Origin of the sequence: Serratia sp. PL17 (genome assembly GCF_017832355.1) — a bacterium.
GTDB lineage: Bacteria > Pseudomonadota > Gammaproteobacteria > Enterobacterales > Enterobacteriaceae > Serratia.
Map to the genome: position 1 here is coordinate 759,073 of NZ_JAFIBY010000001.1, position 13,556 is coordinate 772,628.

At 54.3% G+C, this 13,556-nt stretch carries 13 protein-coding genes; 10 read left to right on the plus strand and 3 right to left on the minus strand.

What is annotated here, in order from left to right; genetic code table 11:
• The first annotated feature begins 93 nt into the window (after positions 1-93).
• Positions 94-471: a helix-turn-helix domain-containing protein gene (locus JOE25_RS03690; protein ID WP_209632778.1), complete on the plus strand. Its 378-nt coding sequence runs from the start codon at positions 94-96 to the stop codon at positions 469-471.
• Here the strand turns inward: JOE25_RS03690 and JOE25_RS03695 are convergent.
• Entirely contained in the window at positions 468-1,373 is a 906-nt protein-coding gene (locus JOE25_RS03695; RefSeq protein WP_209632779.1) for a transporter substrate-binding domain-containing protein, read from the minus strand. The genes JOE25_RS03690 and JOE25_RS03695 overlap by 4 nt on opposite strands.
• 254 nt (positions 1,374-1,627) lie before the next feature.
• On the opposite strand from JOE25_RS03695, the gene hinT reads away from it, so the two are divergent.
• The 9 genes from hinT (at position 1,628) to JOE25_RS03740 (ending at position 8,940) form a co-directional block, all read left to right on the plus strand.
• On the plus strand, positions 1,628-1,978 hold the full coding sequence (gene hinT, locus JOE25_RS03700; protein WP_037423826.1) for a purine nucleoside phosphoramidase: 351 nt from the start codon (positions 1,628-1,630) through the stop codon (positions 1,976-1,978).
• Between the two features lie 12 nt (positions 1,979-1,990).
• Positions 1,991-2,377 carry a YcfL family protein gene (locus tag JOE25_RS03705; RefSeq protein WP_130380234.1) on the plus strand — a complete coding sequence of 129 codons (387 nt, stop codon included), beginning with the start codon at positions 1,991-1,993 and terminating at the stop codon, positions 2,375-2,377.
• 24 nt (positions 2,378-2,401) lie between these two features.
• Positions 2,402-2,986 carry a penicillin-binding protein activator LpoB gene (gene lpoB, locus JOE25_RS03710; RefSeq protein WP_037423820.1) on the plus strand — a complete coding sequence of 195 codons (585 nt, stop codon included), beginning with the start codon at positions 2,402-2,404 and terminating at the stop codon, positions 2,984-2,986.
• Positions 2,967-3,842 carry a thiamine kinase gene (thiK, locus tag JOE25_RS03715; RefSeq protein ID WP_209632780.1) on the plus strand — a complete coding sequence of 292 codons (876 nt, stop codon included), beginning with the start codon at positions 2,967-2,969 and terminating at the stop codon, positions 3,840-3,842. The genes lpoB and thiK overlap by 20 nt, the downstream gene beginning before the upstream one ends.
• Before the next feature lie 149 nt (positions 3,843-3,991).
• Positions 3,992-5,011: a beta-N-acetylhexosaminidase gene (nagZ, locus tag JOE25_RS03720; protein ID WP_209632781.1), complete on the plus strand. Its 1,020-nt coding sequence runs from the start codon at positions 3,992-3,994 to the stop codon at positions 5,009-5,011.
• A gap of 72 nt (positions 5,012-5,083) precedes the next feature.
• Positions 5,084-5,626, plus strand: a complete 543-nt coding sequence (gene ycfP, locus JOE25_RS03725) for an alpha/beta hydrolase YcfP (RefSeq protein WP_209632782.1) — start codon at positions 5,084-5,086, stop codon at positions 5,624-5,626.
• 332 nt (positions 5,627-5,958) lie between these two features.
• Entirely contained in the window at positions 5,959-7,263 is a 1,305-nt protein-coding gene (locus tag JOE25_RS03730) for an NAD(P)/FAD-dependent oxidoreductase (RefSeq protein WP_209632783.1), read from the plus strand.
• Positions 7,264-7,626: 363 nt separating this feature from the next.
• Entirely contained in the window at positions 7,627-8,163 is a 537-nt protein-coding gene (locus JOE25_RS03735) for a glycine zipper 2TM domain-containing protein (RefSeq protein ID WP_209632784.1), read from the plus strand.
• 291 nt (positions 8,164-8,454) lie between these two features.
• Positions 8,455-8,940 (plus strand): Rrf2 family transcriptional regulator, encoded by a 486-nt coding sequence (locus tag JOE25_RS03740; RefSeq protein WP_209632785.1) that lies wholly within the window; start codon positions 8,455-8,457, stop codon positions 8,938-8,940.
• An 85-nt stretch (positions 8,941-9,025) separates the two neighbouring features.
• Here JOE25_RS03740 and sdeB read toward each other — a convergent pair whose 3' ends face one another.
• Together sdeB and JOE25_RS03750 are read right to left on the minus strand one after the other, a co-directional pair.
• Positions 9,026-12,172: a multidrug efflux RND transporter permease subunit SdeB gene (sdeB, locus tag JOE25_RS03745; protein ID WP_209632786.1), complete on the minus strand. Its 3,147-nt coding sequence runs from the start codon at positions 12,170-12,172 to the stop codon at positions 9,026-9,028.
• Between the two features lie 23 nt (positions 12,173-12,195).
• A complete protein-coding gene (locus JOE25_RS03750; protein WP_245209765.1) occupies positions 12,196-13,290 on the minus strand; it encodes an efflux RND transporter periplasmic adaptor subunit in 1,095 nt (364 codons plus the stop codon).
• Positions 13,291-13,556: the final 266 nt, after the last annotated feature.

Genomic DNA, 13,556 nt, shown 5'->3' on the forward strand with positions numbered 1-13,556 from the left:
CTCCTGTTTATTGTCGGCACAGGCATTATTTGCGTTATAGTATCTTTTGCATAGTAGGCACCTTTTGGATACTAAAGGACAAGGTGGGATGAAATGACCAACGCAGAGCTGTCGACGGCGGAAAAAAATATAGCGGCATTGCCTACAGCGGGTGAACCTTGCCCAATGGTCGGCTTCGTGAATCTGGTCGCGGGGAAATGGGCTATTCCGATCCTCTACCGGCTGATACTGATTGATACCCCAATACGTTTTAGCGAACTGCAGCGCGCAGTCGCACCTATCGCCCAGAAAGAGTTGACGCGTCAACTGCGGCAGTTTGAGCAACGTGGTTTGGTCACCCGGCAGGTGTTCCCGGAGGTTCCGCCACGGGTTGAATATCAAATTACGCCACTGGGTAAAACGTTGCGTCCGACACTCGACTCTCTGGCCAACTGGATGCGCACCCACGCACCACAGCTGATTGACGGCTAGTCACCAATCCCCGGCGGATTGATGGCAGAACGTGGAACTTTCTCATCATGTTCACCCCAGCGATCCAAAACCTGGGCATATTCACCGCTGACGATCACACCATTGATGGCTGCGTTGATTGCGGTAACCAGGCCATTATCTTTTTTAGTGGTCACTGCCACATAGGCGACGTTCGGGCCGATGCCCACCATTTTCGTCCTGCCAGTCAGTGCTGCTTTGTAGGCTCCGGTGGAGTGGGGGCCAAAGAACGCGTCGGCGCGCCCGGACTGAATGCTCAGATTGGCGGCGGCGTCATCGGTGACATAAATGGGCTGTACCGGGGCCAGGCCATTAGCCTGATTCTGCTTATCCCAACCCAGTAAGATATTTTCCTGATTGGTCCCTGAACCGACAATAATCCGTAGCCCGGCAACGTCCGCAGGTTGGTTAATGGCGCTGATTTTGCTGGTGGACTTCACGTAAAAGCCCAGCGTATCTACGCGATAGGTGGCGAAATCAAACTTGGTTTTCCGCTGCTTGGTCACGGCAATATTGAAAATTGCAGCGTCATATTTACCTGAGCTGATGCCGAGCGGCCAATCTTCCCAGGAGGTCGGTATCAGGTTCAACTCTAGCCCCAGGCTGTCTGCTACCAGTTGCGCGATGTCCGGATCGCTGCCAATCAACGTTTTATTGTCTTCAGCAAACAGCGCCAGTGGGGGGGAATTTTCAGACGCCACTGCTATGGTTAGTTTGCCCGGTACGGCAAAATGATAATTGGCTGGGATCAGCGCGACGGCGGCCGGGTTTTTCTCCGCACGCAAATGTTGCTGGTTGGCTTGTAGATCAATAATGCTTTTGGTCTCAGCCGCAGAATGACCGCATATCAGCAATGCGCTCAGTGCCAGGGTTTTGAATCGCATGTTGTCCTCTATCCTTTTTTAATCATAGAGTTACTATTCGCGCCGATGGCAGGCAAGTAAAGCAACAATAGTGAATATCGAAAGTGAAAAAAATCAGATGATTGCCGCCGGACGGTAGCAATAGAGGGAGGATTATCCCGAAAGGTTGTCTGATTCTGCATCACTCAACGCGGAAAGTGCGCAATCAGGTTGAAAGCAGTAGAATTTGTCACTCATACTGCGTACAGCTTATTTTCCTCTACAAGGAACGCCAGATGGCCGAAGAAACGATTTTCAGTAAAATTATCCGCCGCGAAATCCCCGCTGATGTGGTCTACCAGGACGAACTGGTCACCGCTTTCCGCGATATTTCACCTCAGGCTCCGACGCATATTCTGATTGTACCCAATGTATTGATCCCCACCATCAACGATGTCACCGTTGAACATGAGGCTGCGCTGGGTCGTATGATTACCGCCGCGGCGAAAATTGCAGAACAAGAGGGCATTGCCGATGACGGCTACCGCCTGATTGTTAACTGCAATCGCCATGCAGGCCAAGAGGTCTATCATATTCATATGCATTTGGTCGGTGGCCGCTCGTTAGGGCCTTTGTTGTCTCGCTAATCGAGGAAAGTCATGCGCTATAGCAAATCCCTGCGTCTGATGGCGCTGGCGTTGCCCGCTGTCATTTTGATGGGTTGTAGCAGCCCACGCGGCATCGCGGTTAACGATCGGCAGACGGTAGTCATGGATTCGCCGGTGCTTACCGCAGGTATTCTGGCCGACAACCCGTCGATTTCGAATGCCTCCGGGCGCGTGATGGCCACGTCGGAGCTCAGCAACAGCCAACCTACGCCAGTGACGGTGCATTATCGCTTCTACTGGTATGACGATCAGGGGCTGGATATCCGGCCTTTTGAAGCGCAGCGCACCATCACTATTGCACCAAATTCAGACGCCACCATTTACTCACTCAACGGCAATCTCGATGCTAAACGCGTGCGTCTGTACCTATTCTTATAAACTCTTGGTTCAGTGGAGAGATAAATGAAAAAGTATCTATTTGTGGCACTGGCCGCGTTGATGTTAACCGGCTGTCTGTCGCGCCCGCCGGAACCCGAACAACCTCAACCGCCGGTAACGGTTGAGCCGGTGACGCCGCCCGTTGTTGAGCCGCAACCCCCCGTCACAGAACCTGTGCCTCAACCGCCGAAAATTCAGCAGCTCGATTGGCTGAGCAGTGTGCAGCCGCTGGTAAATCAGATGCTGAAAGCCGACGGTGTCAACCCAGGTAGCGTGTTGCTGCTGGACAGCGTAAAGAACAATACCAACGGTGCATTACAGACCGCGAAAGCCACATCTGCTTTGCATAAAGCGTTGGCGTCGAATCAAACGTTCTCCATCGTGCCAGAAGCGCAGTTGGCGACCGCCAAACAGACGCTGGGCTTGTCGGCGGATGATAGCCTGGGCTCACGCAGCAAGGCCATTGGCCTGGCGCGTATCGTCAGTGCGCAATATGTCCTGTATAGCGACGTCAGCGGTGATGTGAAGTCTCCGACTCTGGACATGCAACTGATGTTGGTACAAACCGGTGAAATCGTCTGGTCAGGTAATGGCGCAGTCACACACTGAAGCCGCACTGCGGAAACTGATTGAAAGCGAGCTGCCGGCGGTGAAAACCGCCGGTTGTCGTTTTAGCCCAGTGCAGGGGCTGACGGGCGAAAGTTGGCGCATTGAAGGTGAAGGTGTACAGCTTCTGGCGCGTCAACAAAGCGCAGAGAAAAGTGCGCTTGGCGTGAGTCGCCGGCGTGAGGCACGTATGCTTCGCCGTAGTGGAAGAGGGATCGGTCCGCAGGTTTTAGTGCAAAACAATCAGTGGATTATCCTGCAATGGCTTGATGGTGACGTTGTCACAAGTGCCGCTTTCAGTCAGTTAAATGAGCGTGGAAACCTGGCGGAATTGATGGCAGATTTGCATCGTCAGCCGCTCAGTGGCTACACGCTGAATCTGCAGCGACAGTTTGCCCGTTATTGGCAACAGTTGGATCGCCGACGCTTAACGCCCGCTTGGTTGCGGCTGCATCAGCGCTTTCTTCATTGCTGCCCGCCGACACCCTTGAAATTGGCACCGTTGCATATGGATATTCATCCGGGCAATCTGATAACACAGGCCGCAGGCCTGCGATTGATTGACTGGGAATATGCCGCTGACGGAGACATCGCGCTGGACATCGCTGCGCTGTTCCGCGGTAACGCCTGGTCGTCAGCCAGCCAACAGCGTTTTTTACAGCGTTATGCGCAAATCGGTTATCTCAATTTACGGGTGCTGAGCGCGCAGGTGCAACGCTGGCTGCCGTGGGTAGATTATCTGATGCTGTTATGGTTTGAAGTGCGCTGGCAACAGACCGGCGATCCTGAATTTTTGCGCTGGGGTACCGTGCTACACCGGCGTTTTTGTTTAACATCCCATGTTCTATACCTAGAATAATTGGCGTTGCGTTGAGGCGGCCGGTCTGTAACACCCCAGGAGCACAGATAACTCGGCGACGGGGGCGCACAGGCGCAGCCAACAAAGGTGCAGGTTCAAGTATGATAGGTATAAATGAATAATGAAGTGAGGTGGCCGTGGGCCCAGTAATGTTAGATGTCGCCAGCTATGAGCTGGATGCAGAAGAACGTGAGATCCTAAAACATCCGCTGGTGGGCGGTCTGATCTTGTTCACCCGTAATTTCCATGATGCCGAACAGCTGCGTGAATTGGTACGCCAAATCCGTGACGCTTCCCACGATCGACTGGTGGTGGCAGTGGATCAGGAAGGTGGGCGCGTTCAGCGTTTCCGCGAAGGTTTCACCCGGTTACCGGCGGCGCAGTCGTTCGCGGCACTAAACTCAGCCCATGAAGGTGGTCGGTTGGCGCAGGAGGCCGGCTGGCTGATGGCGGCGGAAATGATCGCGCAGGATATCGATATCAGCTTTGCGCCGGTGCTTGATATTGGCCATGTCAGTGCAGCGATTGGCGAACGTTCGTTCCACAGCGATCCGCAGCAGGCGCTGGTGATGGCCGAACGTTTCATTTTGGGCATGCACAGCGCCGGAATGAAAACCACCGGTAAGCATTTCCCAGGTCATGGTGCGGTGAGTGCGGATTCGCACAAGGAAACCCCCCGCGATCCGCGCCCGTTGGCACAGGTCCGTGAACATGATATGTCGATCTTCCGGGAGTTGATTAACCGTCAACTGTTGGACGCCGTGATGCCGGCGCACGTCATCTATACTGAAGCAGACCCGCGCCCAGCCAGCGGATCGCCTTACTGGCTAAAACAGATTTTGCGCCAGGAATTGGGCTTCGACGGTGTTATCTTCTCGGATGATTTGTCGATGGAAGGCGCGGCGATTATGGGCAGCTATGTCGAACGTGGTCAGGCAGCATTAGATGCTGGCTGCGACATGATCCTGGTATGCAATAACCGCGCAGGGGCGGTTAGCGTGCTGGATAACCTGTCCCCGGTCAAAGCAGAGAGAGTGAAGCGGTTATATCATCGCGGTCAGTTCACCCGTCAGGAGCTGCGCGATTCTGCGCGCTGGCAGCAGGCGCATAAAGAGCTGAATGCGCTCAGCGAACGCTGGGAGGAGCACAAACAGCGTAATGCGGGGTGAACCCAGGGCGTCGTAATACGGCGTAAATGATGAGGGCTGCGGCGCGGCCCTCAGCTTGTTGCGAGGATCCACATGATTATCTATTTGCATGGTTTCGATTCCACCAGTCCCGGCAATCATGAAAAGGTGTTACAGCTGCAGTTTATCGATCCGGACGTACGCTTTATTAGCTACAGCACCTTGCATCCACGCCATGACATGCAGCATCTATTGAAAGAAGTGGACAAGGCAGTTCAACAGGAAGGCGACAAACATCCGCTGATCTGCGGTGTCGGTTTGGGCGGATTTTGGGCCGAGCGCATTGGCTTTCTGTGTGGTATCCGCCAGGTGATCTTCAACCCCAATTTGTACCCTGAAGAGCATATGCAAGGCAAAATCGACCGGCCGGAAGAGTATCGCGATATTGCCACCAAGTGCGTGGACGATTTCCGGGAGAAAAACCGCGATCGCTGCCTGGCAGTGCTGTCTCGCCACGACGAAGTGCTCGACAGCCAGCGTAGTGCTCAATTGCTGCACAAGTATTATGAAATTATCTGGGATGAACAGCAGACCCACAAGTTCAAAAATATCTCGCCACATTTGCAACGTATCAAAGCATTCAAGACGCTGGCGTAACAGTTTCATAACGCCTGAATATGCCGCAATGATTGCTTTTTACCAGCAAAAATTGCGGCATCTCTTTGCCAAAATACCGGTTTTTGCCCCATAGGCGACAAAATTTAAAACTGTGACCCAGCGCTAACTATTTGAATCACAATCCTCAAAATCCCCCTTCGTCCAGCCTTTAACCAAAAAAGTTTGATGTACATCAATTTTGGTATGACCAAATAACCTCACATGCTATTCTGGCTTCAGATAGCAGGTTTATTTTAAGCGAACCCTATGTATTCTAAGGATATTATTTATTTACCCTTGGATAACAATTGGTTCACATTTAGGGGGTTATTTTGACAACGCCAAAGAAAAAAATCGTCATTGTGGGCGGTGGTGCCGGTGGTCTGGAACTGGCGACCAGCCTGGGCCATAAACTCGGTCGTAAGCACAAAGCAGAAATCACGCTGGTGGATCGTAACCACAGCCATCTGTGGAAGCCTTTACTGCATGAAGTCGCCACCGGTTCCCTTGATGACGGCGTCGATGCGCTGAGCTACCTGGCGCACGCACGTAATCATGCTTTCAGCTTCCAACTGGGTTCGCTGACCAATATTAACCGTGAGACGAAAACGATCCACCTGGCGCAAATCTGCGATGAACAGGGCGGTGAATTGGTGCCGGAACGCGAGTTGTCTTACGACATCCTGGTCATGGCGCTGGGCAGTACCTCGAACGATTTCGGCACGGCTGGCGTAAAAGATCACTGTATCTTCCTGGATAACCCTCACCAGGCGCGACGCTTCCACAACGAGATGCTTAACCTGTTCCTTAAGTTCTCGGCGCAGCCGGGGCAAAAAGAGCGGGTAAACATCGCTATCGTCGGTGGCGGTGCCACCGGTGTTGAGCTGTCAGCCGAACTGCATAATGCGGTGAAGCAATTGCACAGCTATGGTTTTGAAGGCCTGGACAACAGCGCGCTTAACGTGACCTTGGTCGAGGCGGGGGAACGTATTCTGCCTGCATTGCCGCCACGTATTTCTGCTGCGGCGCATCAGGAATTGAACAAGCTGGGTGTACGCGTACTGACCAACACCATGGTCACCAGCGCGGACGCCAAGGGTCTGAACACCAAAGGTGGCGAATTCATCGACGCCGATCTGATGGTGTGGGCTGCCGGTATCAAGGCGCCAGACTTTATGAAAGACATCGCCGGGTTGGAAACCAACCGTATTAACCAGCTGGTGGTAGTGCCAACGCTGCAGACCACGCGTGATCCGAACATTTTCGCCATCGGTGACTGTGCTTCCTGCCCGAAAGAGGGCGGCGGTTTCGTCCCGCCACGTGCGCAATCGGCACATCAGATGGCATCACGTTGCTTTACCAACATTCTGGCGCTGATGAATGGCCAGACGCTGAAGCCGTACGTGTACAAAGACCACGGATCCTTAGTGTCTCTGTCCCGCTTCAGTACCGTTGGCAGCCTGATGGGCAACCTGATGCGTGGTTCAATGATGGTGGAAGGCCGCATCGCGCGTTTCGTCTACATCTCACTGTACCGTATGCACCAGGTCGCTTTGCACGGCTACATCAAAACCGGTCTGATGATGCTGGTCGGTGGTATTAACCGGGTGATCCGCCCGCGTTTGAAAATGCACTAACAGCTTTCGTTATCGACTCTCACCCACGCCGGTTCGCCCGCGTGGGTTTTTTTATGGTCTCTTTCCGCGAAATAGGGCCGTTATGGACTGATTGTTCAGAACAATGTCCTGCATCAATAGGTAAAATTCTTAAGAATCCTCCTAAACACCGGGGGTAACCGTGATTTCCGGCATTTTTGGTCATATTGTCTTATTGCGAGGGTCTGGAACATTGTGCAGACTTTATCTCGTTTACAGACGGCGCGTCGCGCACGCCGTAAACCGGAATACCACGTGCCGCCAATGCGCAAAATAATAAGCGCGGTGCAATGTCGGTAAAGTCCCCGGTACAAATGCGTGGTAACACTTTCAGGAGGATTTCCTGTGAACAAGTCAATGTTAGCTGGTGTGGGTATTGGTATCGCTGCGGCTCTGGGTATTGCTGCGGTAGCCAGTCTTGATGTTTTCTCTTCCGGTCCGCAATACGCGCAAGTCATTGCAGCAACGCCGATCAAAGAAACCATCAAAACTCCGCGTCAGGAATGCCGTAATGTGACCGTGACTCACCGTGCGCCAGTGCAGGATGAAAACCGCCTTGCCGGTTCCGTGTTGGGTGCGGTAGCGGGTGGCGTAATTGGTCATCAGTTCGGTGGTGGTCGTGGACGTGATGTTGCGACGGTCGTCGGCGCGCTGGGCGGCGGCTACGCCGGTAATCAGGTACAGGGGGCGATGCAAAATAACGACACCACCACCAGTACGCAACAGCGTTGCAAAACGGTCTACGACAAATCACAGAAAATGCTGGGTTACGATGTGACCTACAAGATCGGTACTCAGCAGGGCAAGATCCGTATGGATCACGATCCGGGCACCCAGATTCCGCTGGATAAAAGCGGCCAGCTGGTGCTGAATAAAGCCTGATCACAGTTTACGAATTAAGCCCGCGTGCAGTGTTAGTTCTGATCGTTTAACGCAGTTAAGCGAGCGGCATTAATATTGACGCGGGTTTCTGCTATTTATTGCCCGCCGTTTTGCCATCAGGCCAATGCCGACGCTATTCTCAGCACTAATGTATCCGTGCGATTTATCCGGGCATACCTTCAATAGTGCAACAGTGTTTGTTATATTATTGTGCAGTTGAGTGGGTGTGGTGGCGTCATCTCACACTGACCCAGTCCAAGCATTTAGTCTCCCGGAGACAGAGATAAAAACATGTTAGATTTTCGCTTTCCGACTGCAATGCAAATGGTACTTAGCGTGGCCGTGGCTGAGAAGCTGGGCGTGCGTGCGACCAGCGCGGTGCTTGCCGCCAGTCTGGAAGCCAACCCCAGCTTTATCCGCAAGCTGATGGTGCCCTTGACCAAAAATGGCATCATTGTTTCGACCCTGGGGCGTAACGGCTCGATTCACTTGGGCCGCCCGGAGGAGCAGATCACCCTGCGGGATATCTATCTGTCAGTTATCGATGATAAACGCATCTGGGCCGCCCGACCGGAAGGGCCGGCGCGTTGCCTGGTCAGTGCCAACGCCTGCTGGTATTTCAAGTCGGTGGTGAACGAGGCGGAAGAGGCATCGCTGGACGTACTGGCACGCCACACGGTGGCAGATGCCTTGGCCGAGCTGGAGCGGGGCGATAAGCGAGCCTGCGCGGCCTATGCAATAGAAGACCTGAAAGACGCAGAGACAGCGGAAAAATAGTCTGAGGTATACGCGGTATAAAAGAATAAGACAAAAAAAGCCCGGTTTTTTAAACCGGGCTTTTTTTATGGTAGTGGCTGGCGAATTAGCCTGCCGCTTGTTGCCGCGTTTTACGCGTCACCATACGGCGCAACGTAACGTAGAACACCGGGGTCAGGAACAGCCCGAACAACGTGACGCCCAGCATGCCGGAAAACACCGTGATACCGGTGACGCCACGGACTTCAGCACCGGCTCCGTGTCCCATGATCAGCGGGATAGTCCCGGCGATAAAGGCGATGGAGGTCATGACGATCGGCCGCAGTCGCAGGCGGCAGGCTTCCAGCGCCGCCTCCATAATGCTTTTGCCTTGCAGCTCCAGCTCGCGGGCGAACTCGACGATCAAAATGGCGTTTTTACAGGCCAGCCCCATCAACACGACTAACCCCACCTGGACGAATACGTTATTGTCGCCGCCGGTAAGCCAGACGCCGAACAGCGCCGACAGCATGGTCATGGGGACGATCAAGATCACCGCCAATGGCAACGTCCAGCTTTCATACAGCGCCGCCAGCGCCAGGAATGCCAACAGCACGGCCACCGGGAAGACAATGATCGCCGAATTACCCTGAGTAGACTGCTGATAGCTCAGATCGGTCCACTGAATATTCATGCCGTTCGGCAGGAGTTTGTTAGCCATCACGGTTAATTCACTCATCGCCTGTGAAGAAGACAGCACGCGCGGATCGGCGTCACCAATCAGATCTGCCGCCGGGAAGCCGTTGTAACGGATCACCGGATCAGGGCCGTAAGTGGTGCTGATGCTGACCATACTGCCGATGGGCACCATTTCGCCCTTGTCGTTACGGGTGCGGAGGTTGGCAATGTCTTCCACGCTGTCGCGGAACTGACCGTCAGCCTGCGCCATAACTTTCCAGGTACGGCCGTAACGGTTGAAGTCATTGATATAAGACGAGCCGAGATAGGTTTGCAGTGTGCTGAACAAGGCGTTGAGTGGAACCCCTTGGGCTTTGGCTTTATCACGGTCAATTTTCGCATCCAGCTGTGGAACGTTGGCCTGATAAGACGAGATCGGGAACCCCATGCCCGGTGTTTGCATGATCGCGCCTGACATCGTATTAACCGCGGTTTGCAAAGCCCCATACCCCAGACCGGCACGGTCCTGAATATACAGCGAGTAACCCGAACCCTGACCAATACCGAGGATCGGCGGCGGCATAATGGAGAACGCAAACCCTTCCTGGACCTGCGAGATCTTGGCGTTAATCTCGGCATTAATCTGCGCAGCACTCCGCGTTCGGGTGCTTAATGACTCCAGTGCAAAGAATACGGTGCCGGTGTTAGGCGTATTGGTAAACTGCAACGCATTGAGCCCTGGGAATGACACCGCGTCCGTTACTCCGTCAACACTGAGGCCAATGGCGCTCATTTTGCGAATCACGGCATCAGTACGTTCCAGTGACGCTCCCTCCGGCATTTTCACCCCGCCAATCAGATAAAGCTTATCCTGAGTCGGAATAAAGCCGCCGGGCACAGTTTTAAACATGACCCCAGCAGCACACAACAACAGCACATACACCACAAATACCGCGCCACGTTTGCCCAGCGCACGTGAAACGCCACGTTGATACCGCTGTGAACTATTGGCAAAGAAGCGGTTAAAAGGACGGAACAGCCAACCAAACAGCCGATCAATCAGGCGCGACGGCATGTCTTTCGGCGCGCCGTGCGGCTTCAGCAGCAGCGCTGCCAAAGCCGGCGACAAGGTCAGCGAGTTGATCGCCGAGATCACGGTTGAAATGGCGATAGTGACAGCGAACTGTTTATAGAACTGCCCGGTGACGCCAGACAGGAATGCCATCGGCACGAATACGGCGCACAGAACGACGGCAATCGCAATAATCGGGCCGGATACTTCACGCATTGCCTGATGCGCTGCTGCAAGCGGCGATAAGCCTTCTTCGATATTACGCTCGACGTTTTCCACGACCACGATGGCGTCATCGACCACGATGCCGATAGCCAGGACCAGCCCGAACAGGCTCAGGGTGTTGAGCGAGAAGCCCAACAGATAAAGCGCGGCGAAGGTACCGACGATAGAAATGGGTACCGCCAGCAGTGGAATAATGGATGCTCGCCAGGTTTGCAGGAAGAGAATCACCACCAGCACCACCAGCAACACCGCTTCGAGCAGGGTATCTATCACTGAGCTTATTGAATCACGCACGAACACGGTGGGGTCATACGGTGATTGCCAGCTCATCCCTTCAGGGAAACGGGTCGACAGTTCGGCCATTTTGGCTCGCACCGCATTGGACAATTCGATAGCATTAGCTCCCGGTGCCTGGAAGATGCCGATCCCGACTGCGTCTTTATTATTCAACTGAGCACGTAGCGCGTAGCTGCCTGAACCCATCTCAATGCGCGCCACGTCGCGCAGACGAACCACTTCGCCGTTATCGCCGTTCTTGAGGATAATATTGCCGAACTCTTCTTCGGTCTGCAGGCGGCCTTGCGCATTAATCGAGAGCAAATAGTCGCTGCGAGTCGGCATAGGTTCTGCACCCAGTTGACCCGCGGAAACCTGCACGTTTTGCTCTTGCATGGCGGTGACCACGTCAGACGCTGTCAGCCCGCGTGAAGCGACTTTGTTTGGATCCAACCAGATGCGCATGGCGTATTCACCCGCGCCGAAAATCTGCACCTGCCCGATCCCCGGTAAACGGGCCAGTTCATCCTTGACCTTCAACGTGGCGTAGTTGCGCAGGTAGAGCGAATCGTATTTGCCGGAAGGGGAGACCAGATGCACCACGAGCGTCAGAGCCGGTGACTGTTTCTGGGTGGTTACCCCTTGGCGACGCACGTCTTCCGGCAAGCGCGCTTCGGCCTGCGCCACACGGTTTTGTACCTGTACCTGTGCCTGGTCCGGATCGGTTCCTGGGCGGAATGTCACGGTGGTGACCAGAACGCCGTCTGACCCTGCCACTGACTTCATGTACATCATGTTTTCGACGCCGTTGATCGCCTCTTCCAGTGGGGTGGCGACGGTTTCGGCGATCTCTTTCGGGTTGGCGCCGGGGTATTGGGCACGTACCTGCACGCTTGGGGGCACGACATCCGGGTATTCACTGATCGGCAGCAGAGGGATAGCGATAACGCCGCCGACAAAAATCAGGATCGACAGCACCGCCGCAAAAATCGGTCTATCAATGAAAAAACGGGAAAAGTCCATGGCTCAGGATCCTCTGCTGGGGCTTAGTTAAGCGCGGAGGCGTTGATCGCCACAGTTTTTGCATCGACCGGCATACCCGGCATAAACACTTTTTGCATGCCGTCGACAATGACCCGGTCACCTGCAGACAGGCCCTTTTGCACAATGCGCAGTCCGTCAGCGACCCGACCGATTTCAATATCGCGACGCTGTGCTTTACCGTCTTTATCGACGATATAAACAAACTTGCGGTCTTGGTCGGTCATCACCGATTTGTCGTTAATCAGCATGGCGTTGAACTCGGCACTGCCGGGCATCTGTACGCGTGCAAACAGCCCAGGGGTAAAGCGGCGTTCGGCGTTTTCCAGCAGGGCGCGCATACGGATGGTGCCGGTACCGGCATTAAGCTGGTTGTCGGTGAAATCAACGGTTCCTTGATGCGGATAGCCGTCCTCGCCCACCAACCCGACCTTCACCGGCAGTTTTTCCGCGCGTCGGCCATCATTCTGGTAACGCAGAAACGTCGCTTCATCCACGTCGAAATAGACATAGACCTTATCGAGTGACACCAATGTCGTGAGTACGCTGGCACTGTCGCCTGCGGTGACCAGATTACCTGCGGTGATCATCGCGCGACTGGCACGGCCGTCGATGGGCGCTATCACTCGGGTAAAGTCGAGGTTCAGCTGTGTCATATCGAACTGCGCCTGTGCCGCTAATACGTTGCTTTGTGCTTGAGCGGCTGAGGCTTTACGTTGTTCCCAGACTTCAGTCGAAATCGCTTGGCTGCCAATCAGTTTTTCGGTGCGGCCGGATTCGCTGCGTGCCAGCGCGGCTTGGTTACGTGCTCGCACAAGCTCGGCCTGGGCTTGTTCACGTGCAGCGCGGTAGGTGCGATCGTCAATGGTGAATAGCACCTGGCCTTTTTTCACTTCATCGCCTTCGGTGTAATTAACCTTGTCGATGTAGCCAGAGACACGTGGTCGCAGCTGTACACTTTGCACCGCCTCGATCCGGCCGTTAAAAGCATCCCACTGGCTGATGGGCTTTATTACCACGTCGGCAGTGCTGACGGCCGGTGGTGGGGGAGCCGCATTGTGAGCGACGCTGTTATCACATCCGGCCAGCAGTGCAGCCATCAGTGCAACGGCTGATAGATGTGCGCTGAAACCGAAACCGCGCTGGGGGCTGCGGGGATGGAGCGATGAAGCAGGCTGGCTTGGCATTATTTTTATTTCCAGTAGTAAGTGCGATCAGGCCACACACCCGGCCCTGTTATCCGGGTAACGTCCTGGCCTGAGACCGGCGGCAGAGCAGTTGCACCCGTCCTCGGTACAACGGTTAGGTTTTGAAACACATTGTTGTCACATTAATGTATTAATATCGGGTACATTAATTGGCTGGA